The following is a 25,735-nucleotide window of genomic DNA, read 5'->3' on the forward strand; positions in this document are numbered from 1 at the left end:
ATTGCAAGAATGACGATGGGTGAAAAGGGCAAGGGCCCGCAGGTTCCAACGAGTGGCGATCTGGATGAGCAGGCTCTGTTCTTCCACCGCTATCCGCGCCCGGGCAAGCTCGAGATCCAGCCCATCAAGCCGCTCGGCAACCAGCGCGACCTGGCGCTTGCCTATTCACCGGGTGTCGCCGCGCCCTGTCTCGCGATCCGCGACAATCCGGAAACGGCCGCGGACTACACCGCGCGCGCCAATCTCGTCGCCGTCGTTTCCAACGGTTCGGCCGTGCTCGGCCTCGGCAATATCGGCCCGCTTGCCTCCAAGCCGGTCATGGAAGGCAAGGCCGTCCTCTTCAAGAAATTCGCCGGCATCGACGTGTTCGACATCGAGATCGACGCGCCGGGCATCGAGCGCATGGTTGATGTCATCTCCGCGCTTGAGCCGACCTTCGGCGGCATCAATCTCGAGGATATCAAGGCCCCGGAATGTTTCGAGGTCGAGCGCCAACTGCGCGACAAAATGCAGATTCCGGTCTTCCACGACGACCAGCACGGCACGGCGATCATCGTCGCAGCCGCAATCCTCAATGGCCTTGAACTGGCCGGCAAGGATATCGCCGCAGCCAAGATTGTGACTTCCGGCGCGGGTGCCGCAGCGCTCGCCTGTCTCAACCTGCTCGTCACCCTCGGTGCCAGACGCGAAAACATCTGGGTCCACGACCTCGAAGGCCTCGTCTATGTCGGCCGCGAAGTGCTGATGGACGAATGGAAATCCGTCTATGCGCAGCCGAGTGATAAACGCGTGCTTGCCGACAGCATCGCCGGCGCCGACGTCTTCCTCGGCCTCTCCGCCGCAGGCGTTCTGAAACCCGAACTTCTCGTTCAGATGGCTGAAAAGCCATTGATCATGGCACTTGCCAATCCGAACCCCGAAATCATGCCGGAAGTTGCCCGCGCCGCCCGCCCCGATGCGATGATTTGCACCGGGCGCTCGGACTTCCCCAACCAGGTCAACAACGTCCTCTGCTTCCCCTACATCTTCCGTGGCGCGCTCGATTGCGGCGCCCGGACGATCAACGAGGAAATGAAGATGGCCGCCGTGCGCGCCATTGCCGCGCTTGCCCGCGAGGAACCTTCCGACGTTGCTGCCCGCGCCTATACCGGCGAGACCCCGATCTTCGGGCCGGATTATCTGATCCCCTCGCCGTTTGACCAGCGGTTGATCCTGCGGATCGCACCAGCCGTGGCCAAGGCTGCCGCCGAGAGCGGTGTCGCTGTTCGCCCCATCACCGATTTCGACGCCTATCTCGACCAGCTCAACCGCTTCGTCTTCCGTTCCGGCTTCATCATGAAGCCGATCTTTGCCGCTGCAAAAAACTCCCCCAAGAACCGCGTGATCTTTGCTGAAGGTGAAGACGAGCGCGTCCTGCGCGCCGCCCAGGTGCTGCTCGAGGAAGGCACTGCTCGCCCGATCCTGATCGGCCGCCCGCAGATCATCGAGACCCGTCTGAAGCGCTACGGCCTGCGTATCCGTCCCGATACCGATTTCGAAGTGGTCAATCCCGAAGGCGACCCCCGCTTCCGTGACTATGTCGATGATTATTTCTCGCTCGTCGGCAGGCTCGGCGTCATCCCCGAAGCCGCCCGCACGATCGTTCGCACCAACCAGACCGTCATCGGCGCACTGGCCCTTCGCCGTGGCGAAGCCGATGCGCTGATCTGCGGTGTTGAAGGCCGCTACAGCCGCCACCTGCGCGACGTGTCGCAGATTATCGGCAAGCGCGAAGGCGTGCTCGACTTCTCGGCCCTCAGCCTGCTGATCTCGCAGCGTGGCGCGACCTTCATGACCGACACCTACGTGACCTTCAATCCGACTGCGGAAGAAATCGCGGAGAAGACGGTGCTGGCTGCCCAGGAAATCCGTCGCTTCGGCATCACACCCCGCGCAGCCCTCGTTTCCCACTCCAATTTCGGATCGCGTGATTCCGAAAGTGCCTTCAAGATGCGCCGCGCGATCGAACTCGTGCGGGAGCTGGCTCCCGATCTGGAGGCCGATGGTGAAATGCACGGAGATTCGGCCATCTCCGAATTCCTGCGCCGCCGCGTCATGCCGAACAGTACGCTGTCAGGCGAAGCCAACCTGCTCGTTTTCCCCAATCTCGATGCCGCCAACATCACGCTGGGCGTCGTCAAGACCATGAGCGAGGGCCTTCATGTCGGTCCGATTCTGCTCGGAACAGCATTGCCTGCCCACATCCTGTCGCCATCGGTGACATCGCGTGGCGTCGTCAATATGGCAGCTCTGGCGGTGGTGGAAGCTTCCCACCCCGCCTGAATCTGTGCCAAAACGAGAGACACCTGTGCCAAAATGAGCATTTGTTACAACTTTAAATTAGTTATTTAGAAAAATTTATTTTAACTGCCGATTGAACTAGACAAGACCAAAAATGGTTTGCATGCTGAAACCCATGAAATAAAAAGGGTGTTCAGCATGACCGACCAACGGGCATACTTTGACTTGCTGGACGTTATGGAAAGCGAGCAACGTGTTGGCTATAAAAGATTTTTCTCCCTTATGCGGAAATCTTTCGACATTGCCAACATGCTCTATCTTGATGCAGACCTGACACCATCAGGCATGAAAATTCATCGCCTGCACTGCACGGCGCCCGAGCAAATCATCAACGACTGGTTGAGTAGAGACTTCTCCCACATCGCACCCGTACTCAATGCCCTTACCAACTCGGTCCGGCCCGTTGACTGGTTGACAGCTCGAAAACTCAACCCACAGGTTGAACCACATCTTTCAGCGGTGGAACGACGCGGCGTGAATATCGTCGGCGTTACTCTGCCGCTCGTCACGCCCATGCGCCGGCTTGCATTTCTGGCTATCCAATCGGCCATGCCAGCGGCAGACTGGCCGCTCTATTGCCGTAGTCACCTGCGTGACTTCCAGCATCTGGCCAATCTCTTCCATGCGGGCGAAATCGAGAACGACGCCCATCACAGCCCGATCATTGAACTCTCCGGCGACCTGCCCGCGGCCCTGACAAACCGCGAAACCGAAGTCCTGGGCTGGGCCGCAGCCGGCAAGAGCTACTGGGAGATCGCCAGGATCCTCGGCATCAGCGAGCGCACGGTCCGCTTCTTCATGACCAACGCCCGCCGGAAGCTCAATGTCGTCTCCAATGCACAGGCGGTCGCCCAGGCCGTTCGCCAGGATCTCATCCCGACCTTCTGAAACGCTCCCTTTCTCATCTCGTCGCCCGACCAATAGAGCCCCGGCAACCGGGGCTCTATTTTGCATGCTTACGTGCATCTGAAACCTGTCGCTACCGACAGTTTTAGCCATCGCCGAAAGCTGACAGCCTGTGCTCCATCCTCAGCAAGGAGCAAGACAATGATCAGGATTTTCAACAGCCGCACTGCAAAGACCAGCCCCCGCGAAATCGATGCCATGTTCAGGCTCCGCAAGCGGGTCTTCCATGATTTCCTGAAATGGGACGTATCGGTCCGGGACGAATGGGAGATCGACAACTACGATGCGGCAAACCCGCTTTATGTGCTCTCCTACTCGGAAACCGGCCGTCTGCGCGGCTCCCTGCGGCTTCTGCCGACGCTCGGCCCCAACATGCTGGACGATACGTTTCCGGTCCTGCTGGACGGAAGTCCGGAAATCCGCAGCGCCTCCGTCTGGGAGTCGAGCCGTTTCTGCATCGATCCCGAGATCTCCCAGGATCGTGCTTCCAATCAGGTTACGGTCGCCGCAGCCGAGTTGATGTGCGGTGTCGGCGAACTCAGCCTCGCCTCCGGGCTCAGCCATATCGTAACCGTAACGGATGTCTTTCTGGAGCGCATGTTCCGCCGCATGGGATGCCCCGGTGAGCGGATCGGCGCACCGCATCGCATTGGTTCCGTCTTTGCCGTTGCGGTCGCCTGGGAGGTCACGGAAGATCTCCTCGAACGCATGAAGGCCGTCGCTACAATCGACGGAACCGTTCTGGAACAGGCCATGTCGCTCGAGACGGCCCGCGCTGCATAAATCGGACCTGCTGGTGGCGGCATTAACATTGTCGCCAGCAGCGCGTTGCGCGACCCGCGAATGCCGTTATTATGCGGGCTTGATCGTCGAGGTGCGGAGAAATCTCTCGGCACGCTCATACTCGCGACAGGTTCAGGCGAAAGACAAACGTGCGGTTACGTTCGGTTCCGATAGCGGTATTTTCCGCCGTGCTCCTGCTTCTCGCAGCGCAGGCCGCCGAAGCCTCGGCCGTGTGCGAGAGGTTGAACGCCAAGCTGACCGACCTGCCGAAAGCAACCATCATCTCGAATGCGAACCTGCGCGACTACGCCGCAGCGATCTCCCGACAGAATCTGGATCTGCGGCAGGCCCGCAGTGAACGACGCCGGGCCGGCTGCAACGCCGGAAGCGTAGTGGTCATCGGTGCGCCACAGGATGATACCTGCGAAGGGCTCGGCACCGCCATCACGCAGATGGAAGCAAACCTCGAAGACTTGAAAGCACGGCGGCAACAACTGGTTTCCGGCGGTGATGATACCCTGCGCCGTCGCCTGCTTGCCGCGCTCGACGTCAATCGCTGTGCCGAAGAACAGGATGAAATCCTGCAGGCGGCGGCTGCCGAGCCGGAATCCCACCGCAATATCCTCAAGGATCTGCCCCCTATCCGGGAAAGCATCCTGTCCGATCAGGCAGAGATGCCGAATTTCGCACTGCCGGGCGACGATTATGGCGGCAGCCTCAGAACCATGTGCGTGCGCACCTGCGACGGCGCTTTCTTTCCGATTTCCTCGAACGCGACGCCTGCGGATTTCCAGCGTGATGCCGAAACCTGCCGCCGCCGCTGCCCAGGCGCGGAAACGGCGCTCTACTACCATGCGCTGACCACCGAAGAGAGCGAGCAGATGATCTCCGCCTCGACCGGCGAGCCCTATATCGACCTGCCGACAGCCTTCGCCTACAAGACCCGCGACCCTGCCGCAGCGAGCCAATGCGGCTGTGCACCGGCGAAAACGGCCAACCAGAGCACGCCACAGCAGGGCTCGATCATTACCATCACCACGGGCGCCCCACAATCCGGGCTGCAGACGAAGTCCGCGACATCGATACCGGAGCGCCCTTATGATCCGCAGGACAAGAAGGTTCGCGTCATCGGCCCCAGCTTCCTGCCCACACAAGAATCCTCGATAGACCTGCATCATCCAGCGGGCCCGGCCTATCAGGAGCAGCAGCCAAACTGAAAACGGATTCAAATCGGGAGATAATTTCCCTATCTGACTGTTTTAAAAGAGAATAATTGGCCGCCACCAAAATCCGCCCAACAAGACGGCCGATTGGGACAACCATCATAAAAAAAGCCTTTTCGTGCAATGTCTTGGCACGGAAGATTCATAAATGAGTTGAACGATTCACCGGCAGAGGTTCATGCCGCCACTTCAGTGACCGTTTTATCTCGAAGAACACAAACCGCGTCGCCATCTTCCGCGACATGCACGCGGTTTCGCCCACCATTCTTGGCCAGATAGAGCGCACGATCCGCGGCAGGGACAATCTCGCGGGGCGTCAAACCATGGTCCGGCGCGAAGGCGACGCCGATACTGCTTCCGACAAACAACAGCTGCCCCTCAAACGCCACCGGGATCTGCGCTTCGATGACGAGAGACTGCGCCAGAGCCGTCGCCTCCTGTCTTGATACGGAGTGATCGAGGATGACGGCAAACTCGTCACCGCCGAGGCGCGCAATGCTGCCGCGCCCGGCAACCTTCGTCGCAAACCGCTCGGCCAGAACCTTGAGAAGCGCGTCACCGGCCGGATGTCCGAAATTGTCATTCACCGCCTTGAACTTGTCGAGGTCGATGCAAAGCAACGTAAAGGGACGTTCGCGAACGCCCAGCACGGCGGCCGCCAGCGCCTGCTCGAAGCCGGCCCGGTTGAGAAGCCCTGTCAGCCGGTCGTGCCTCGCCTGATGGCGGTTCTCCGCTTCGCTCGTCTCGAGCGCCGAAACGACGGAACCGAAACGCAGGGCAATGAAGGTCATGACCAGGGTTGCGAACAGTCCGATGACGATAACGCTCGGAAGCGTTTCGGAGCGAACGAAGCTGCCGGGTCGGCGCGGTGTCCACGCCGCGACCATGCAGGACGGTTCGGTACAATTTCCAAGCGCCACATGGATCGCTCCGTAGGCGAGATCGCGCACGGAGGAAAACTCCAGATGCGAGATGCCGAGTCTCGCCTCCATGTCGTTCATCATGCGCGCCGTAAACGGCTTGACCGTGACCATGAAGATAGGATCATGGCGTGAAGCCGGGATGCGCAGCGAATTCGGGACGACTGCCTGCACGACAACGATGCTCAGCGCCCCATCGACAACACGGATGTCGCTGGCGTGGATTTCGGGAATGGACGCGCGCAACGCATCCGTATCGCGTTCCGGCCGGCTGAGACGCCAGCCGTTTCCATCAGCATGAACATTATCATTGTAGAGACCGTCGGCGCGTTCCAGGAGGTCAGTTGTCCATTTCAGCGTACGGGCGCCCTCGCCGTTGCCCACTTTGGCACCATTCTCGACGGAGAGGATCGGATTACCTGCCCTGTCGGTGAAGATCATCCAGCGGAAACCGAAATCGGCCCACAGCCATTCGGTCATCTCCTCGGCGACAAAAGCGTCATCGACCGTCCCGTCTTCGAGCTGGGCGAATGTCTTGTCCCAGAAGGACAGCTCGGCCTGGTACTGGACAACGGCATCGATCTGGTGCTGAAGCTCGCCGTCGACCAGCTTGCGTTCGGCGGTCAGGCCGAAGCGATCAGCTTCCGTCACGGATCGATCAAGCACGATCGCAAGGCTGGTCACGATCAGAAGCGCAAGCCCGGCACAGGCAGCATGGATCACGAGAGCCGTGCGTCCTGCCTTGGGCCTGTTCTTTGCTGCACCGTCCGAAAGCCCCATGCGACGATCCCTCCTGCGATTCCCGTTTGGGAAAGGCCACAGCACGGCTCGCCGTGCATCGTTGGTCGCCGCCCGCATTCTCATGTCGGGATTCAGCGATCCGACATATATTAGCAATCAAAGCAGAAGTTTCGTTTAAGCAAGCTGGTTGGAAATTGGTTAAAGCCGCCAATTTAAGATTGCGCACATCACCGTTCACACGGGCGCGTAGCGCACGCAAGCGAAGGATTTTGCGTCCGGCGCCCAGTTGGGTACATTGATCGTGCCCTGGCCGCCGAACAGCGGAAACAGCACGCGCGCATTCGAGCCGTCCATGTCCATCAACCGCAACCGGACATTCAGGTCGCGCGGATGATCGAACACATCCCCCTCGTAGGAGATCACCAGCAGGTTTCGTCCATCCGGCGAAGGATGCGGAAACCAGTCGCCGTATTCGCTATCGGTGATACGCTCGACGGCACTGGCGTCAGGGCGAACGCGCCAGATCTGCATGCGCCCAGTGCGGCTGGAGTTGAAATAGATCCATTCACCGTCGGGGCTGTAGTCCGGCCCGTCATTGCGGCCCTCGCCGAAGGTCAGCCGCGTCTCCTCGCCGCCACCGACGCCGATCGTGTAGATATCGAAGACGTCATTGCGGATACCGCAATAGGCAAGCCTCTTCCCGTCCGGCGACCAGCCATGCCAGTAGGACGGTATGTTCGCCGTTACCTGCCGAGGTGTGCCACCGCCGATCGGCAGCGTATAAATCGTCGAGGCCCCATATTCTGTCTTGTCACTGATGACGATCGTTGCACCATCGGGAGAAACCCCGTGATCATTGTTGCAGGTCCGCGCCAACCCGGTGTCGATCTCCACCGGCTCGCCGCCATCCAGCGGCAGGCGATAGAGCAGCCCATCGGCATTGAGGATCAGCGACTGCCCGCCAGCCGTGAAGTTCGGCGCCTCGAAGAGCCTCTCGGTCTGCCAGACGACGCGGCTCTCATTGGTTTCCAGTGAATAGATTTCGACAGAACTGCGCATATTTATCCCCTTGTCAGGCTCGCGCCAATCGCTCCCGCAACACTACCACGCCTGTTTCCTCAGAAGGGCGCAATCGCATCTGGGCGCCATTGCTCGCATGATTCCGCGTCTCGACGAAAGACAGGGATGCAAGCAGTTTGGTGAGTTGGGCAGAACCGTATGCTTTGGGCGAAAAGCCGGGGTTCAAGCGGCGCAAAGCGGTGCCCAGCAGCGAAAGCCCCACCCATCCGTCATCAGCCGGGTTGGACGCACCGACGGCGACGGCAACAATAGAGCGCAAAGCAGCTATCTGCGGGTTGGATTTTTCATTGTCACGCATGATCGCGCCTTTTCCCTCGACTCCGCTCTTCCGGTTTTTTGAGGAGAGCGGCACGAACTTGTCGAAGGCCCCGCGATAGCTGGAATCAGCCTTGTTTTCGCCAATACCGATGACTTTCTTTCCTCGTGCCCGGATGCGCATGGCAAGCGTGGTGAAGTCGCTGTCGGATGTGGCAAGGCAAAAGACGTCAATGTCCTCGAGGTAAAGCAACTCGCTCGCATCTATTGCCAGGAGAAGATCGGCAGCATTCTTTCCATTAACAGGATTGGGTGTCTGTCTGAGGTCCAGGGCAAGACTGGGAGCTGCTGCGATCCAGGGTTTCAGGCTGCCGTTCGAAAAATCTCCATAGACCCGCCTTTCCACAACTTTGCCAAGCATCTCCGCATGGCGAAATATCTCCGCCGCCATCTGACCGGAGATATTTTCCGCATCAACAAGAACCGCGACCTTTGCCTGCGCTTGCATATCATCCTCCATGGCACCGGTATTTGCCGTGAGGTTATGGAGGGTATGGGACACACGCAATGAGTGAAAGAAAATTCCCGTTTCTACGGTTAACCGTATCTCCTACCGATCCCGGAAGCGGTTGGTGATCGGGTAGCGCCGGTCGCGACCGAAATTCTTCTTGGTGATCTTCACGCCCGGTGCCGATTGCCGGCGCTTGTATTCGGCAATGTAGAGCAGATGCTCGATCCGGTGCACTGTCGCCTCGTCATGGCCGCGTGCCACGATCTCGGCCGTGCCCATTTCCTTTTCGACAAGGCACTCCAGAATGTCATCGAGCACCGGATAAGGCGGCAGCGAATCCTGGTCGGTCTGGTTCGGTCGCAACTCGGCAGACGGCGCCTTGTCGATAATATTCCTCGGGATCACCTCACCGGACGGTCCGAGCGCGCCGGTCGGAACCGTCGTGTTGCGCCAGCGCGACAGGCCGTAGACCTGCATCTTGTAGAGATCCTTGATCGGGTTGAAGCCGCCGTTCATGTCGCCATAAAGCGTCGCATAACCCACCGACATCTCCGACTTGTTGCCCGTCGTCACGACCATTGAGCCAAATTTGTTCGAGATCGCCATGAGGATCGTACCGCGCGTACGGCTCTGAAGGTTTTCCTCAGTGATACCGGCTTCCGTTCCCTCGAAAAGCTCCGAAAGCGCACTGGTGAAACCCTCGACGGGCTCCTCAATCGGCACGATGTCATAACGGCAGCCGAGCGCCTTGGCGCATTCCTCGGCATCCTTGAAGGATTCCGACGAGGTGTAGCGATAGGGCAGCATCAGCGTGCGTACCCTCTCCTCGCCCAGGGCATCGACGGCAAGGGCGGCGCAGATCGCCGAGTCGATGCCTCCAGAAAGGCCAAGCACGACGTTTTTGAAGCCGTTCTTGTTCACGTAGTCGCGGAAACCCAGCACGCAGGCCCGGTAATCGGCCTCGTCACGTTCCGGAATCTTGGAAAATGGACCGCCGTCACAGCGCCAGGTTCCATCCTTACGATGCCAGTCAACGACGGCAACCGTCTCTTCGAACTGGCTCATCTGGAAGGCGAGCGTTTTGTCCGCATTGAAGCCGAAGCTCGCGCCGTCGAACACCAGTTCATCCTGTCCACCCAGCTGGTTGGCAAAAACCAGCGGCAGACCGGATTCGATCACCTGGCGCAACACCACCTGATGGCGCACATCAACCTTGCCGCGATAATAGGGCGAGCCGTTCGGCACGAGCAGGATTTCCGCTCCGCTTTCAGCCAAGGTCTCGCAGACGCCGAGATCGTTCCAGATTTCCTCGCAGATCGGAATACCCAGCCGCACGCCGCGGAAATTCACCGGGCCGGGCATGCTGCCTTCGCTAAAGACGCGCTTTTCGTCGAATTCGCCGTAATTCGGCAGGTCGATCTTGTCACGCAGGACGAGGATTTTTCCGTCGTCGAGCACGGCGACCGAATTGTGACGCCCGGCCTCCCCCTGGCGCGGAAAACCGACGACAACGCCAGGACCACCGTCAGCCGTATCGGCGGCAAGCGCCTCGACCGCCGCCTGGCAGGCTTTCAGGAATGCCGGCTTCAGGACGAGATCTTCGGGCGGATAGCCCGAGATGAACAATTCGGTCAGAAGCAGCAGATCCGCTCCCTGGCGGGCCGCATCCGCCCGGGCCTCACGCGCTTTTGCAAGGTTGCCTGCCACATCGCCAACCGTCGGATTGAGCTGTGCAACAGCGATACGAAGCGTCGAGGAAATGGTCTTTTGCGCTGTCATGGACGGGCCTGCCTTGGTTCTGCACATGGATCGCGGTTGAAAACCGCATCCGTTGTTTAGAGCGGTTCACGCGCAAACGGAAGCATTCTGTTGCACCTGGCTCAGCCCGTCAGGCACTTCCCGGCAGGTGCGCATGACGACCAGACGCTGCGAAAGCGACCGATTTTCCGCTGGGTGGGCAGGTGAAAAATTTGGCCAACGACCGCAGTCGGTTGCGGGCACAACTCCCGTGCCGGGTATAGTTTCCTGGGGCCTAGGCAAATTATTCATGTTGCATTCAAGATGACGACTGTATGACAGTTTCAAGAAAGTTTTGTAATATTGGAGTAGGCCTTGGCCAGTTTCGAAACTGTAGTCGGTACCGTAGCCGCGCCGGGTACGGCAGGATTGGCACCGTCCTTTGGGACCGGCAAAGCAAAGGCATGGCGGGCGGCGATCCGCGCAAATGCCCGTCGCGTCGCGCTATCTGTCCCGCTTTCCCTCCTCTTGACGTTTTTGCTCGTCTTTGCGGTCGAATGCATCTCCCGCAACTCCGTCCGCGAAACCGTGCTGTATTTTCTGGATCCGATGCGTCCGGCCTGGACGACAGTCGGCATCTTTCTGCTTGTAGCTCTGACAATCGATGCCCTTTTCGCGCGCCAGCATTTCGCCATCCTGTTTCTGGCGCCGCTTGCGCTCATCCCGGCGCTGATCAGCCACCAGAAGCAGGTCTTTCTTTCAGACCCGCTCTATCCGACGGATTTCCTGTTCGGCCGCCAGATCATGGAGCTGATGCCGGTTCTCGTGCGGGATAGGCCCTGGACGGCCGTTGGCATCGTTATCGGCGCCATCCTCTCGGTCGTGGCGCTCGCCTGGCTCGTGCGCTACGCTTGGCGCCGCTTCCCCAAGCTGTCGCGCAAGCCACGGCTCGTGCGACTGGCGATCAGCCTGCCACTGCTCGCCGGCTTCTACAACATCATGGACTACAACGATTTTTCGTGGCTGCGCGACCGCCTTCGCGTCATCCCGATCATGTGGGACCAGACGGAAAACTATCGCCACAACGGCTTCGCCATGGCCTTTGCCATCAACTTGCCGATGGCAAATGTGACGGCGCCTGCGGGCTATATGCTGAACGCCATCGAGCAGATCCCGGTCAAGCCGGTCCCGGCCGGCACGAGCCATCGCGGCAAGCCGGATGTCATCGTGCTGATGAGCGAGTCCCTTTGGGATCCAACCCGCCTGCCGAACCTGAAGCTCTCCGCCGATCCGATGCCGACGATCCGTGAAATGCAGTCGGGCAACATCTTCTCGCCGGAATTCGGCGGCATGACCGCCAATGTCGAGTTCGAAGCCCTGACCGGCTTCTCGAACGCCTTCTTGCCCTATGGCAGCATTCCGTATCAGCAGTATATCCGCAACCCGATCCCTTCGCTTGCGACCTTCTTCCGGGGCGAAGGTTATGTGGCGCGCGCCGTCCATCCGTTCCAGAAATGGTTCTGGAACCGTAGCGCCGTCTACAAGGCCTTCGGTTTTGAAGACTTCCGCTCGGAAGAAAACCTGCCCCCGATGCAGAAGCGAGGCATCTTCGCCTCGGACGAGTCGCTGACCAAGGAAATCATCCGCCAGGCCGATCAGCTGCGCGATCCCTTCTTCTTCTTCACGGTAACGCTCCAGGGCCACGGCCCCTACGAGGCAAACCGCTATGCGAAGAACACGATCAAGGTCGAAGGCAACCTGCCGGAAGCGGATCGTCAGGTGCTCGAAACCTACGCCCAGGGCGTCAAGGAAGCGGACGTCAGCCTGAAGATGCTGATGGATTGGGCAAAAGAACGCGATCGCGAAACCATCATCGTGATCTTCGGCGATCACCTGCCACCGCTCAACACGGTCTACACCAATACCGGCTTCATGCCCGGCGTCACGGCCTCGCGCAAGGGTCCGCTCGACCAGATGAAGATCCAGCACGAAACCCCGCTTGTCGTCTGGTCGAACAAGACCGGTCCGGTGAAGGATATCGGCACGATCAGCCCCGCTTTCCTGTCCTACAAGATCCTGCAGCAGGGCGGCTTCGAGCATCCCTACTACACCGGCTTCCTCGGCAACGTGTTCGATCGCTACCATATCGTCGACCGCTACATGCTGGTCGGTGCCGATGGCAAGGACAAGGCCAACTGGTCGCGCGAGAAGACTGTCGATCCAACCGTACGCGACTATCGTTTCCTTGAACACGACATGATGTTCGGCAAGCGCTACGGGACCGATCGCTTCTTCCAGTCACACGCCGAGCTCTTCCCCGCACAGCCTGCCATGTAGGGTCAGGCCGGATTAAGATCACTCGAACGCACGAGGCATAACTGCGAAGCTGCCAACCGCCTGTTTCTATTGTAGACAGGTGGTAGCAGTAGCGGAGCAGTCCCATGTCCAATTTTGACGACGTCACCCACACTCTGTTTGGCAAAACCAAGGACGAACTTGGCGACGTCGAGCGTTTTGTCCTTCGCCACGCCAAGGAGCGACGCACGCTTGCCCGCAACGTCAATTCGGAATTCGATTCGACGCAAAGCCCCGGCGATCGCATGTCTGACAGGATCGCCCGTATCGGCGGCTCCTGGGGTTTCATCACCGGCTTCATGGCCTTTCTGGTGTTCTGGGCGGTCCTCAACACGATCATCCTCTCAAGAGAGGCCTTCGACCCCTATCCTTTCATTTTTCTCAATCTCGTCCTGTCTATGATTGCCGCGATCCAGGCGCCAATCATCATGATGTCGCAGAACCGGCAATCCGCGAAGGATCGGCTGAGCGCCAGCAAGGACTACGAGGTCAATCTCAAATCCGAAGTCGAGCTGATCGCCCTCCATCATAAGATCGACACGGTGCTGTTGCGGGAGATCGCCGAGCTTCGTGGCGATGTCGCGCGCCTTCACGAGCAACTTGTGCGCGCTCGTGGAAATCCCGAAAACTGATCGGTTACCACGACTTCCACCGAACCGTTAGAAATCCGAAGGTCATGCGGCCGGTTCTGGTGCAATGACGCGCGCCCGAAATTTCATGCCATGAAGTTTTTTTTCGAACAGATCGAGAGGCTGACACGTTATAGACTTGCCGCATAACGGCAGGCCGGGCAATTTTCGGAAAGCGATTCCGGCACTGAAGCGAACCTAATGCGTCGGCCCGCCGAAATACAATGGACTTCCAGGATCATGATCGTCGCACCATCGCCTGCTCAGCAAAAACAAGCCCGCCCGCTGAGGATTACTCCGGAAACACTGATGGCCCATCCGGCCTATTTTCCCGTCCTCCAGCAATGCGCCCGGCATCTGGTCGGGCTCTACGATCATTTTCCACGCGTGGCCCGCCTTGTGTCGTCGCAGCAGAAATGGCTGCTGAGCCAGGCGGCCTATGCCCTCCACCTTGAGCGCGACCCCAAGGATCCGCTGAGCGGCATCACCGCCTCGCGCCTTCTCGACATCATGGTCAAGTTCGGCGCTGCCAGCCGAAACACGGCGACTGCCTTCCTCGCGGAAATGCTGGCCTACAAGCTGATCCGCGACGTTCCCGGCAACACCAACCGACGCTCGCGCCCCCTGGAGCCCACCGAGGTTAGTGTCGATGCCATGGAAAAATGGTTCCGGGGCCAGATGCACAGCCTCGACCTGCTCGATGAGGGTACACGCGTTGCACAGCTGGATGCAGATCCGACCATCTTCAACCGCGCCCAACCGATTGCCGCGAAACGACTGATCGAAGACATGGTCTGGCGTGACCCCGCGCCTTGCATCGCCTCATTTGTATGGACGGAGAATGGCGGTCTGCTGCTGGATGATTTCATGTCTCGGATCACGACGACGGGCACACGCGAACATCCCTACCGCGCAGACGCTCTCAATTTCTCCGAGCTTTCCATTCACTACGGTCTTTCACGAACCCATATCCGTCGCCTCTTTGCCCGCGCCGAAGCAAATGGCTGGATCGGTCGCGAGGAAAGAACCGGCCGCAAGCGCCAGATCTGGGTCTCAGAGGCCTTTGTCGAGACCTATATGGCGTGGCAGGCCATCAAGCTCTGCGCCCTCGACCAGGCCTTCTTGATTGCCATAGACCAGACGTCCCGGCAACGCCCTGCGAAGCGCCTGTTTCAGCTGGTCGAACCCGCAAACTGAGGCGCATCGTCGGATATCTCGTAGAAATCCGCCTTGTCCGCACAAAAGATGTGAACGCCAATCGTCAGGCCGGATGGCTGATCGAAACTGCCGGCCATGATCGATATATCGTCGCGACCGTCCGCTTTCCAGAAGAGGGCCGATCCGCAAACGCGGCAAAACCCCCGGCCCGCCCCATCGCTGGCGCGGTACAACGTCACATTGTCGGCGCCCTCTACATCAAGTCTGTCATCGCTGACATTCGTCGCGGCATAGTGAAGCCCTGTCTGCCGCCGGCATTGCGAGCAATGACAGGCGACAACCTCACGCAAAACACCACGGGTCTCGAAACGAACCGCGCCGCACCGACAGCCTCCCGTGTGAACCATATCCATAAATCCCCCTCAAAAACAAAAAAACCGGGCCAACATCAAATGTCAGCCCGGCCCTGTCAATTTCATTGGCTTCAATCGTTCAATCAGCGTCGCTGATCAGCCGTTGACCACCATCCGCTTTTCGTCGCGGCCGCCCTTCATGCGCTCGGCCAGCAGGAACGCGAGTTCCAGGGCCTGATCGGCATTGAGGCGCGGATCGCAATGGGTGTGATAACGATCGGCAAGGTCGGCGCCGGAAAGTGCCCGTGCGCCACCGGTGCATTCGGTCACGTCATTTCCCGTCATCTCGATATGGATGCCGCCCGGATGCGTACCTTCCGCGCGGTGGATCTGGAAGAAGCTTTCGACTTCCAACAAAATCCGCTCGAATGGACGGGTCTTGTAGCTGTTGAGCGTGATCGTGTTGCCATGCATCGGATCGCAGGACCAGACGACCTTCTTGCCCTCTTTTTGCACGGCACGGATCAGACGCGGCAGATGCTCGGCAACCTTGTCGTGACCGAAGCGGCAGATCAACGTCAGACGGCCGGCCTCGTTTGCCGGGTTCAGGATATCGATCAGCTCGATCAGACCGTCAGCCGTCATCGACGGTCCACACTTCAGGCCGATCGGGTTCTTGATGCCCCGGCAATATTCGACATGGGCGTGATCAGGCTGACGTGTACGATCGCCGATCCAGATCATATGGCCGGACGTGGCATACCAGTCTCCGGACGTCGAATCGACGCGGGTCAGCGCCTGCTCGTAACCGAGCAACAGTGCCTCGTGGCTGGTGAAGAAATCGGTTTCGCGCAGGCTCGGATTGCTCTCCGGCGTGATGCCGATCGCCTTCATGAAATCCATGGTTTCGGAAATCCGGTCGGCAAGCTTGCGGTAGCGCTCGGCCTGCGGACTATCCTTGACGAAACCAAGCATCCACTGGTGCACGTTGTCGAGGTTGGCATAGCCACCCTGGGCAAAGGCGCGCAACAGGTTCAGCGTCGCGGCAGACTGGCGGTACGCCATGATCTGGCGTTCCGGATCCGGAATACGGGCCTTCTCGTTAAATTCGATGCCGTTGATGATATCGCCGCGGTAGCTTGGCAGCTCGACCTCACCCTGACGCTCGACATTCGACGAACGCGGCTTGGCGAACTGGCCGGCAATACGGCCGATCTTGACGACCGGCTGCTGGGCGCCAAACGTCAGTGCCACGGCCATCTGCAGGAAAGCGCGGAAGAAGTCGCGGATATTATCGGCACCGTGCTCGGCAAAGCTCTCGGCACAGTCGCCGCCCTGCAACAGGAAGCCGCGGCCTTCGGAAACATTGGCAAGTGCGGTCTTCAGGCGACGGGCTTCACCGGCAAAAACCAGCGGCGGATAGGTCGCGAGCTGCGCCTCGGTCGCGGCAAGAGCCGCCAAATCCGGATAGTCCGGTACCTGCTGAATAGGCTTCTGCCGCCAGCTGCTCGGGTTCCAATTCTGCGCCATGATACTCACCTGTTCGTCAACCGGTCTTTGTCGCCGGTATAGGTATCCCAAAGTCCGCGGCTTATAGACCTTGCGGGGCTGCTTGTACAGTCATACGAACTGTTCACAATCGCCGATATCCGGCCCCTTGAACCGCCAGACCTTGCCCCTACAGCCGTTCGCCGTTCTTGATCCGGTAGCTCGGCGTATACATCGTCACCAGCTCTTCCGCGGCAGTCGGATGCACGGCCATGGTGCGATCGAAGACATCCTTCGTCACGCCGGCCTTCAACGAAATGCCCAGAAGCTGGGCCATCTCGCCGGCATCATGGCCGAGGATGTGTGCGCCTATAACCTTGCGATCGGCAGCATTGACGATCAGCTTCATGATCATCCTTTCCGTCCGCCCGGAAAGCGTCGCCTTCATCGGCCGGAACTCGGCGCGATAAACCTCGAGCTCTTCGAATTTACGCCCGGCCTCTTCCTCCGTCAAACCGACAGTACCGATCTCCGGCTGCGAGAAGACGGCCGTCGCGATCAGGTCGTGATCCGGCGATGTCGGGTTGTTGCGATACTCCGTCTCGATAAAGCACATCGCCTCGTGGATCGCGACCGGGGTCAGCTGCACCCGGTTCGTCACGTCACCGAGTGCATATACGCCCGGTGCGCTTGTCCGCGAGAATGCATCGACGACGATGGCGCCCTGCGCATCGACGGTCACGCCGGCCTTTTCCAGCCCGAGCCCCGTGGTGTTTGGAACGCGCCCCAGCGCCAGCATCACCTGATCGACCGTCAGCACGCCGTGGTTCTTGGTCTCGGCAACACGCCGGCCGTCGCCATCAACAGTGATCGATTGCAGTATGTCCTCGCACAAGATCTTGATGCCCTTGGCCTCCATCTCCTTGTGAAGCCCACGGCGCAGATCGTGATCGAAGCGGGAGAGGATTTCCTGGCCGCGGTAGATCAGCGTGGTGTCGACACCGAGACCGTGGAAGATATTGGCGAATTCCACGGCAATATAACCACCGCCGGCGATCAGGATAGATTTCGGCAGCTCCGGCAGATCGAAGGCCTCGTTGGAGGAGATGCAAAACTCGTAGCCCGGAAGGGCCGCATGCGGCGTCGGATGGCCGCCAACGGCAATCACGATGCGCTCGGCGGTAACCGTCCTGTCCTCGCTGACGAGGCGGATGCTGTTTGGTCCGACAAGTTCCGCACGGCTGTTGAAAATCTCCGCGCCGGCATTATCGAGGCCCTTGCGATAGAGCCCTTCAAGCCGGGTGATTTCCTTTTCCTTGGCCGCCGTCAGCGCCTTCCAGTCGAAGCTGCGTTCGCCGACCGTCCAGCCGAACCCCTCGGCGTCTTCGAAGGCTTCGGAGAATTGCGACGCATAGACATAAAGCTTCTTCGGCACGCAGCCACGAATGACGCAGGTCCCGCCGTAGCGGAATTCTTCCGCTATACCAACCTTCTTGCCGAGCGATGCGGCCACGCGACCGCTGCGCACGCCTCCCGAACCGCCACCGATGACGAAGAGGTCGTAATCATAAGAAGCCATGCTCAAAAACTCCCGAACGGGTCAGGCGCAGAACGTGCTGACGCACGAGGCCAGGATGGATGGCGTTCGGTGGGAAATGGCAGGCACGACCGCTCCATTCCGACAGATTGCCGCGCACCTGATATAGGGGCGTAGTTCCACCCTGCAAAGGCCATGGGCGCGATGTGCGACATCTCATCCACACCGCAACTGAAGTAGCCCGGGACCTTTTACATAAGTCCAAAAGAAAAGGGCCGCGCGAAAGACGATCGCGCGGCCCCAAAATATGGTTTTCTGCCGAAATGCTTACTGCGCGGGTTGCTCGGTCGGGGGCGTTGCCGGGCTCTTCGGCACCAGGGTCGCGTCCAGTTCCTTCGAGGTCGCGGCGTTCAGGTCACGGGAGATGCCCGCAGCCCAGATATCGGCTGCCTTCAGCATTTCGCGCGATGCGATCGGACCATTGTTCAGGAGCTTCTTGCCGGCTTCCGAACTGTAGAAGGCGGCGATGGCGTTCAGTTCATCGATCGTGAAGGTCTTGGCATAGATCGCGGCAGCTTCGTGCTCGAGATCGGCGCGGCGGGCGGCCAGTTCCAGTGCCTTGTCATCGACGGTCTTGTTGATCAGATCTTCGTAGTTCGGCGAGGCCTGGATTAGCGACGTCTTCACGCGTGCTGCAAGGTTCGGCAGGATGTTGTCGAAATTGTTGGTAGCGCCAATCGCTGAAATCGCAGCGCGGGCAGCCTTGATCTGCTCGGCGCTGACATCCTGCGCTTTCAGGACAGGCACCATGACGGCAGAAAAAATGACGGCGGTGGCAGCCAGTGTACGGCCAAGGCCTGCGAAATTGATCATGTCTGTAACGCTCCTGTCAGTTAAGACGATGGCCGCATGCCTTGCGCATCCGCGGCCTCCGAAATTTCGTTTCCTGGCCTCGCATCCCGCCGAATTCATCGATCGAGCCGCAACGCCTTGATTCCAGTCTTCGACCCCGCAAGGGTCCATGCAATTTCATCCGTCGAAAGCTCTGGCTTAAGCCCCCAGCTTTCGCGCTCCATCCGGCCCGGCGATGATGGCAAGCGACGCGATGCCGATGAACAACCCGTGTTCGACTACACCTGCGATCGCGTTCAAATCACGCGCCAGCGCATCTGCATCAGGAATACGGCCAAAAGATGCGTCGAGAATAAGATGGCCGCCGTCCGTCCTGAACGGGCCGTCGCCAGAGGCGCGCACGGAAATATCGCCGGTCAATCCATGGCGTGCCGCAAGCTTGTCCACGGCGATCCGCGTCGCCACCAGCCCGAAGGAATTGACCTCTATCGGCAGCTTGAACGCCCCGAGCATATCGACGACCTTGGTCTCGTCGGCAATCACGATCATGCGAGACGAAGCCGTGGCGACGATCTTTTCACGCAGCAGCGCTCCGCCGCCGCCCTTGATCAGCCGAAGCTGCGGATCAACCTCATCGGCGCCGTCGATGGTCAGATCGAGTTCCGGCAGTTCGTCCAGCGACTTCAAGGGAACACCGAGTTCGACACAAAGACGCGCCGTGCGCTCGGATGTCGGAACGCCCTGGATGCGAAATCCGCCCGCAACCTTTTCAGCCAGAAGCCTGACAAACTCCTCGGCCGTCGAGCCCGTGCCGATACCGAGACGCATGCCGTCTTCGACATATTCGAGTGCTGCCTCGGCAGCCTTGATCTTCATTTGGCGGGCGTCCATGCGCCGCGTGCTCCCTGCTAGCAAGAGGAGCGCCACGATCCAGGATCGCGCGCCCCTTTAAAGTCCGATCAGACGTTTACACGGGGCCAGCGGCAAACAAAAGCCCAAAAGAGCCCGCAGATCAAATCCTGGTCATTAGCCGTCTCGTGAAGTCGCGATTGATTTTCTTCATCGCATCCCCTACCCCAATTGCATATATCCTGTGCCCGTTCCGAAAGGTCATTTCTTGTCCGCGTCCGTAGTTGTCTTCGATCTTGACGGAACTCTTGTCGATACCGCCCCCGATCTCGTTGCCAGTCTCAACCATGCCGTCACCCAGGCCGGTCTTCAACCTGTCACCTACCAGGATTTGACGCATCTCGTCGGCCATGGCGCACGCGCCATGATCGAACGCACCTTTGCCTTGCGCGGTGCGACCTTGAGCCCGGCCGATCTGGACTGGCAGATGAAGGAATTCATCGATTTCTACCAGGGTTCGATGCCCGGCGAATCCATGCCTTATCCCGGTCTTCTGGATGCCATGGATCGCCTGTCAGGTGCCGGCTATACGCTCGCCGTTTGCACCAACAAGCTGGAAGGTCTGGCAAAAAGCCTGCTCGACAGCCTGTCGCTCAGTGCGCGCTTTGCGGCCATCACAGGTGGCGATACCTTTCACGTGCGCAAGCCGGATGCCGAACACCTGCTGTCAACCATCCGTCTTGCTGGCGGCACGCCGGAAAAAGCGGTGATGATCGGCGACAGCCTCAATGACATCCTCGTCGCGCGCAACGCAGCTGTTCGATCCATCGGCGTGCCCTTCGGCTATTCGGACGTTTCGATCGAAAGCCTCAGCCCCGATCTGATCATCGCCCATTTCGATGAGCTGACGCCGCAACTGGTTGAAGACCTGATTTCCCGGCAATGAAAAAGGCGGCTCGAAGCCGCCTTTTTCATATGTCTGACCGGATCTTGCGCTATCAGCCCTGTGTCTGTCTCGCCGTACGCGTCGCCTCGAAGGCGCGGCCCATATACATGTCCCGCTCGTAGACGTCGTCGAAATACTGGACCTTGCCGTCCTTGTCGGGCCAGGCCGTGAAATAAGCGACATAGACCGGAATGCGCTGCGGCACCTGAACGCCCTTGTTCTTTCCGCCGGCGATCTGCTTTGCAATGTCATCGACCGTCGTGCCGAGTACGGCTGCAGCCATGCGACGCGGATCCGCCAGACGCACGCAACCGTGGCTCAGCGCACGCTGGTCACGGGCAAAGAAGCTCTTCGACGGCGTGTCGTGCATGTAGATGGCATGACTGTTCGGGAACAGGATCTTCAGCTCACCAAGCGCATTGTCGCTGCTCGGTGGCTGGCGCACGGCAACCGAATTTGTCGAACCGTACCAGTTGACGTCATAGGACGACACCGGCCGGCCGCCGACCTCCACCTGATAGCCAAGCCGATCGAGGTAACCCGGATCGGAGCGAAGCTTCGGCAGCATCTCGTTGATGATGATCGACTGCGGCACGCCCCAGTAGGGATTGAACTCCACGGTCTGGATTTCGTCCTCGAAGAAATAGGTCTGGTTCGACTTCGAGCCGACCACGACGCGCATCGAGAACTGTTCCTTGTTCTGGTCGTGATAGGAGACCGTGAACGCCGGCTGGTTGATGAAGACGTAGCGGCTGCCGAGATCGGCGGGCAGCCAGCGGGCCTGCTCCATGGCGATCACGACCTTGTTGATCCGGTCGGCGGTCGTGTCGCCCCCGGTCAGAAGCCGGATCGAAGCCTTGCCGACGATACCGTCCGGCTTCAGGTTGTTTTCCTTCTGGAAACCTTCGACGAGCGCAACCAGTTCAGGCGTATATTCGGGTGCGCCCTGATAGGTCGCCAGAACGGCCGCGTGTTCGGCCTTCAGGGCATCCGACCCCTTCTGGCGGATACCTTCGATGATGTTGGCGAGTTCCGGATCGGTGTTACCGGGTTTCAGGAGCGTGCCCGGCGCGATCTCGACGCGCGGAACGTTGTCGTTCTTCGCATTGAGGACAGCAAGCTCCTTCTGCAGCGCCTGAAACTCCGGACCGGACGGCGTCAGCGATTTCAGGAAAGCGCCGACATCGTGGCTGGCCGCCAGCACGTTGAGCTTGCCTGCAAGATTGACCGTCTTGCGCTTGAAATCGTGGTAGCCGGAAATCTTGTTCGGATCGACACGACCGCGCACCGTGTCGAGCATGTAGGTGAGCGTTGCGGATGTCAGCTTGATCTCGAAATCGACAAGCGCCTTCTCGCGCGCGTTCACGTCAGCCGCGTCGAAGGTCTCCGAAGGAAGCTCGACTGCATAGTCGTGAGGATTAAGTCCAACGGAGCCGGCATCCGCCAGCACGGCGATGGCCGCCTTGGCCGCGTCGTTTGCGCCCTTGTCCTTGATCCAGATAAAGTTGTCGTGGTTGGCATAATAAGCCTCGACCACCTTTGCCACGTCGCCCGGCGCATAGGCCGTCACGTCCGGCAGGAACTGGCGGGCCTGCGAAAGCGGCGCCATCGCCGAAGAGGCGACGTTCACCACAGAGCCGGTGACGACGGGATCCGTAAGCTTGGCCGTATCGATTCGGCGCAGAGGCTCGGCCTTGTAGGTGTAATAGCGCGGCGAGGTAACCTTCGGAGCAGGGCTCGATGCCTGCTTCTCGGAAGGCTGCTGCACGCCCCGCGGCGGCTGCACCTCTTCAACCACGGGCCTCTTCTTGCGGAACCAATCCATCAGGGTCAGCGCGTTGGCGTGAGGCACTCCGAGGGAGGTAAAGGCACATCCGGTCAAAAGAGTTACGATCGCTGCGGTTTTCATTAATTTCATAGATATAAACGCCTCTGTATCGCTTTGCCGCTTGGGTCGGCTCAGGCACGAATGCCGCGCGGCGATCGTGCTTATCTGCTTATAAGAAAGGATGGTGAATGAAAAGGAAACGCCGCCTCCATTCCCCCTGCAGAAAGCCTCACTTTTGCGTGAAATTTTCAAGCATGATGTAGACGAACAAGCACGGCCAAAAATTTGAATTGGCGAGATAATTTTCCTGCAACCACCTCGATTTCCCGTGCCGGTCCGGTTTGCGCATCTGCCGAGCCGACAAAATCAGTGACCCGATGTGACGCAAACGCCACGGAGAAAGCAGCCGGCGGCCGGGGCGAGGCCGGTGATTCCCCGCGAGCAGGAATTTAAACGATTGTAGGATTGCGGCAGCCGTCGGAACCTCTTTACAACCCCTATCACCTGGGCCAGAGAGATGCCCATCACCAAGGCCAGCGCGGCCGCCGGCTGATCAGCTATTCTGCCCGGCCGCATGAGGAAAGCAGGGATAACGATGACATCGACGCGCACCGAAACAGATACCTTCGGCCCGATTGAAGTAGCAAGCGACCGCTATTGGGGTGCCCAGGCGCAACGCTCGCTCGGCAACTTCAAGATCGGCTGGGAAAAGCAGCCGCTGGCCATCGTGCGTGCGCTCGGTATCGTCAAGCAGGCCGCCGCCCGCGCCAATGTCGCGCTCGGCCGCCTTGACCCGAAGATCGGCGACAGCATTGTTTCGGCGGCACAGGAAGTCATCGACGGCAAGCTCAACGACCATTTCCCGCTCGTCGTCTGGCAGACCGGTTCCGGCACCCAGTCGAACATGAACGCCAATGAAGTGATCTCCAACCGCGCGATCGAACTCATGGGCGGCGTCATGGGCTCCAAGAAGCCGGTGCATCCGAATGATCATGTCAATATGAGCCAGTCGTCGAACGACACCTATCCGACGGCCATGCACATCGCCTGCGCCGAACGGGTTGTCCACGACCTCCTGCCGGCATTGAAGCACCTGCACGCAGCGCTCGAAGCCAAGGTCAAGGCCTTCGATCACATCATCAAGATCGGCCGCACGCACACGCAGGACGCGACGCCGCTGACGCTTGGCCAGGAATTTTCCGGCTATGCCGCGCAGGTCGCCTCCTCCATCAAGCGCATCGAGATGACCCTGCCGGGCCTTTGCGAACTCGCCCAGGGCGGCACGGCGGTCGGCACGGGCCTCAACGCCCCGATCGGCTTTGCCGAGAAGGTCGCCGACGAGATCGCCGCGATCACCGGCATCGCGTTCAAGACCGCCCCGAACAAGTTCGAAGCGCTGGCCGCTCACGATTCCATGGTCTTTTCGCACGGCGCGATCAATTCTGCCGCCGCCGCCCTCTTCAAGATCGCAAACGACATCCGTTTCCTCGGCTCCGGCCCGCGCTCGGGCCTCGGCGAACTGTCGCTGCCGGAAAACGAGCCGGGCTCGTCGATCATGCCGGGCAAGGTCAACCCGACGCAGTGCGAAGCGCTGACCCAGGTCTGCGTCCAGGTCTTCGGCAACAATGCATCGCTCACCTTCGCCGGCAGCCAGGGCCATTTCGAGCTCAACGTCTATAACCCGCTGATGGCCTATAACTTCCTGCAGTCCGTCCAGCTCCTGGCGGATGCGAGCGTCTCCTTCACCGACAATTGCGTCGTCGGCATCGAGGCCCGTGAAGACAACATCAAGGCAGCGCTCGATCGTTCGCTGATGCTGGTCACAGCACTTGCGCCGAAGATCGGTTACGACAACGCCGCCAAGATCGCCAAGACGGCCCACAAGAACGGCACGACCTTGCGTGAAGAAGCAGTCGGCGGCGGTTACGTCACCGACGCGGAATTCGACGAAGTCGTCCGTCCGGAAACAATGATCAGCCCCGCTTGATCATCGGGCGGTGCGAAATCTATTGACGGCCACCGGGGCGCGAAAGCGCCCCTTTTCTTTATGAGAAACATCTAAAACTTTAGCGACCCAGGTGCGTAAACGTTAAGGCTTCTAAAATCTTTTATCCCTAGAAATAACGACGGAGAACAACAAGCACTGAAGGAGTTGCCCGATGCAATCGGCAACCGCGGGCAAAATCCAGATGCCAGATATCGCAGCGCAGGTCACCTATGCGATGCGCATCATGGGCGTCTCACCCATTCCACGCAATTACGAGCTCTATTATGAAGCCTATATCGGCTCCAATCCAAAGCTCACCAAGGAGCTTGCTGCACTCGGCAGCCGTGCTACCCAGGAAGAACTGGACGAGATCGGTGGCCGCTATTTCAGCCACCTGCATCCTGCCGGCATCGACCGCGTGCACAATCAGATGGCACGGGACCTGACAGACCTTCTCTCCCTGCTCAAGGAAGAGCAGTTTGCGCTCGAAAACTACAACCGCGTGCTCGACGAGACCTATCGCAATATTTCGAACAAGAGCAACACCAGCGCAGACCTGCTGCGCCAGGCGGTCGGCATCCTGTCGGAAGCGACCGTCGATACCATGAGCCAGGGCAAGGAGCGCGCTGAAAACGTCTCCATGAAATCCTTCGAGATGGAAGTCATCCGTCAGGAGCTGGACGAGTACAAGCGCATCGCAAACACCGATTCGCTGACGCGCCTTGCCAACCGTCGTGCCTTCGATGAGCGCCTCGCGGCGATCTACAATTCCGAGGCACACGGCTTCACCGGCCTCCTCATCGCCGATATCGATCATTTCAAGAAGATCAACGACAGCTTCGGCCATCCGGTCGGCGACAAGATCCTCGCAACCGTCGGCACGGTCATCCGCGCCAATCTGCGTCGTGACGCCTTCGTTGCCCGCACGGGTGGCGAGGAGTTCGCGATCATCCTGCCCGACAGCAGCCCCGAAGAGAGCCTGCAGGTCGCAGAACGCATCCGTACGTCGCTCTCGACAACGCCCTTCAAGAACTCGAAGTCTGGCGCCAATTACGGCCCGATCACGCTGTCGATCGGCGTTTGCCAGGCGTCTGCTGCCGAAGATCCGGTCGATCTCTACAACAAGGCCGATGTCGCCCTCTATTGCGCCAAGAATGCCGGCCGCAATCGCAGCGTCATGTTCGAGGACGGTATGAAGAAGGATGCCGGCAAGAGCTGGCTGATCTACCGCAAATAAACCGCAGCACGAAGTCTGCA

At 59.6% G+C, this 25,735-nt stretch carries 20 protein-coding genes; 10 read left to right on the top strand and 10 right to left on the bottom strand.

Annotated elements, in window-relative coordinates:
• Positions 1 to 9 precede the first annotated feature (9 nt).
• From QO002_RS13405 to QO002_RS13420, 4 genes are all read left to right on the top strand, one after another.
• Entirely contained in the window at positions 10 to 2,322 is a 2,313-nt protein-coding gene (locus QO002_RS13405) for an NADP-dependent malic enzyme (protein WP_307230421.1), read from the top strand.
• Positions 2,323 to 2,478: 156 nt separating this feature from the next.
• Positions 2,479 to 3,228: a helix-turn-helix transcriptional regulator gene (locus tag QO002_RS13410; protein ID WP_307230423.1), complete on the top strand. Its 750-nt coding sequence runs from the start codon at positions 2,479 to 2,481 to the stop codon at positions 3,226 to 3,228.
• 159 nt (positions 3,229 to 3,387) lie between these two features.
• Positions 3,388 to 4,029 carry an acyl-homoserine-lactone synthase gene (locus tag QO002_RS13415; RefSeq protein ID WP_307230425.1) on the top strand — a complete coding sequence of 214 codons (642 nt, stop codon included), beginning with the start codon at positions 3,388 to 3,390 and terminating at the stop codon, positions 4,027 to 4,029.
• A gap of 149 nt (positions 4,030 to 4,178) precedes the next feature.
• Positions 4,179 to 5,246 (top strand): DUF2865 domain-containing protein, encoded by a 1,068-nt coding sequence (locus QO002_RS13420; protein ID WP_307230427.1) that lies wholly within the window; start codon positions 4,179 to 4,181, stop codon positions 5,244 to 5,246.
• A 182-nt stretch (positions 5,247 to 5,428) separates the two neighbouring features.
• On the opposite strand, the gene QO002_RS13425 is transcribed toward QO002_RS13420, so the two are convergent.
• The 4 genes from QO002_RS13425 to QO002_RS13440 form a co-directional block, all read right to left on the bottom strand.
• The gene (locus QO002_RS13425; protein ID WP_307230430.1) at positions 5,429 to 6,952 is read right to left on the bottom strand and encodes a diguanylate cyclase domain-containing protein; all 1,524 of its coding nucleotides are present in this window, start codon (positions 6,950 to 6,952) and stop codon (positions 5,429 to 5,431) included.
• Positions 6,953 to 7,147: 195 nt separating this feature from the next.
• Positions 7,148 to 7,972 carry a TolB family protein gene (locus tag QO002_RS13430; protein ID WP_307230434.1) on the bottom strand — a complete coding sequence of 275 codons (825 nt, stop codon included), beginning with the start codon at positions 7,970 to 7,972 and terminating at the stop codon, positions 7,148 to 7,150.
• A 13-nt stretch (positions 7,973 to 7,985) separates the two neighbouring features.
• Positions 7,986 to 8,756 (bottom strand): NYN domain-containing protein, encoded by a 771-nt coding sequence (locus QO002_RS13435; RefSeq protein ID WP_307230437.1) that lies wholly within the window; start codon positions 8,754 to 8,756, stop codon positions 7,986 to 7,988.
• A 102-nt stretch (positions 8,757 to 8,858) separates the two neighbouring features.
• The gene (locus QO002_RS13440; RefSeq protein WP_307230439.1) at positions 8,859 to 10,538 is read right to left on the bottom strand and encodes an NAD+ synthase; all 1,680 of its coding nucleotides are present in this window, start codon (positions 10,536 to 10,538) and stop codon (positions 8,859 to 8,861) included.
• A gap of 333 nt (positions 10,539 to 10,871) precedes the next feature.
• On the opposite strand from QO002_RS13440, the gene QO002_RS13445 reads away from it, so the two are divergent.
• The 3 genes from QO002_RS13445 to QO002_RS13455 all read left to right on the top strand — a co-directional run bounded on the left by QO002_RS13445 (position 10,872) and on the right by QO002_RS13455 (position 14,677).
• Positions 10,872 to 12,833: an LTA synthase family protein gene (locus QO002_RS13445; protein WP_307230441.1), complete on the top strand. Its 1,962-nt coding sequence runs from the start codon at positions 10,872 to 10,874 to the stop codon at positions 12,831 to 12,833.
• Between the two features lie 104 nt (positions 12,834 to 12,937).
• Complete coding sequence (locus QO002_RS13450; RefSeq protein ID WP_307230443.1) at positions 12,938 to 13,483, top strand: DUF1003 domain-containing protein; 546 nt, start codon at positions 12,938 to 12,940, stop codon at positions 13,481 to 13,483.
• Between the two features lie 306 nt (positions 13,484 to 13,789).
• Entirely contained in the window at positions 13,790 to 14,677 is an 888-nt protein-coding gene (locus QO002_RS13455; RefSeq protein ID WP_307230445.1) for a helix-turn-helix domain-containing protein, read from the top strand.
• Here QO002_RS13455 and QO002_RS13460 read toward each other — a convergent pair.
• The 5 genes from QO002_RS13460 to rpiA form a co-directional block, all read right to left on the bottom strand.
• Entirely contained in the window at positions 14,653 to 15,051 is a 399-nt protein-coding gene (locus QO002_RS13460) for a GFA family protein (RefSeq protein ID WP_307230447.1), read from the bottom strand. The genes QO002_RS13455 and QO002_RS13460 overlap by 25 nt on opposite strands.
• Positions 15,052 to 15,147: 96 nt before the next feature.
• A complete protein-coding gene (locus tag QO002_RS13465; RefSeq protein ID WP_307230449.1) occupies positions 15,148 to 16,521 on the bottom strand; it encodes a class II 3-deoxy-7-phosphoheptulonate synthase in 1,374 nt (457 codons plus the stop codon).
• Positions 16,522 to 16,669: 148 nt separating this feature from the next.
• Complete coding sequence (gene gor / locus QO002_RS13470; protein WP_307230451.1) at positions 16,670 to 18,058, bottom strand: glutathione-disulfide reductase; 1,389 nt, start codon at positions 18,056 to 18,058, stop codon at positions 16,670 to 16,672.
• Between the two features lie 285 nt (positions 18,059 to 18,343).
• On the bottom strand, positions 18,344 to 18,889 hold the full coding sequence (locus tag QO002_RS13475) for a DUF2059 domain-containing protein (protein ID WP_307230453.1): 546 nt from the start codon (positions 18,887 to 18,889) through the stop codon (positions 18,344 to 18,346).
• Positions 18,890 to 19,066: 177 nt separating this feature from the next.
• Positions 19,067 to 19,759 carry a ribose-5-phosphate isomerase RpiA gene (gene rpiA, locus QO002_RS13480; RefSeq protein WP_307230455.1) on the bottom strand — a complete coding sequence of 231 codons (693 nt, stop codon included), beginning with the start codon at positions 19,757 to 19,759 and terminating at the stop codon, positions 19,067 to 19,069.
• A gap of 226 nt (positions 19,760 to 19,985) precedes the next feature.
• Here rpiA and QO002_RS13485 point away from each other — a divergent pair, with 226 nt between their 5' ends.
• Entirely contained in the window at positions 19,986 to 20,663 is a 678-nt protein-coding gene (locus QO002_RS13485) for an HAD family hydrolase (RefSeq protein ID WP_307230458.1), read from the top strand.
• A gap of 52 nt (positions 20,664 to 20,715) precedes the next feature.
• Here QO002_RS13485 and QO002_RS13490 read toward each other — a convergent pair whose 3' ends face one another.
• Complete coding sequence (locus tag QO002_RS13490; protein WP_307230460.1) at positions 20,716 to 22,581, bottom strand: L,D-transpeptidase family protein; 1,866 nt, start codon at positions 22,579 to 22,581, stop codon at positions 20,716 to 20,718.
• 484 nt (positions 22,582 to 23,065) lie between these two features.
• Here QO002_RS13490 and fumC point away from each other — a divergent pair, with 484 nt between their 5' ends.
• Both fumC and QO002_RS13500 read left to right on the top strand, forming a co-directional pair.
• A complete protein-coding gene (gene fumC / locus QO002_RS13495) occupies positions 23,066 to 24,478 on the top strand; it encodes a class II fumarate hydratase (RefSeq protein WP_307230462.1) in 1,413 nt (470 codons plus the stop codon).
• Between the two features lie 172 nt (positions 24,479 to 24,650).
• Positions 24,651 to 25,715: a GGDEF domain-containing protein gene (locus tag QO002_RS13500; protein WP_307230464.1), complete on the top strand. Its 1,065-nt coding sequence runs from the start codon at positions 24,651 to 24,653 to the stop codon at positions 25,713 to 25,715.
• The last annotated feature ends 20 nt before the right edge of the window (positions 25,716 to 25,735 follow it).

It is taken from the genome of Pararhizobium capsulatum DSM 1112, from assembly GCF_030814475.1.
GTDB lineage: Bacteria > Pseudomonadota > Alphaproteobacteria > Rhizobiales > Rhizobiaceae > Pararhizobium > Pararhizobium capsulatum.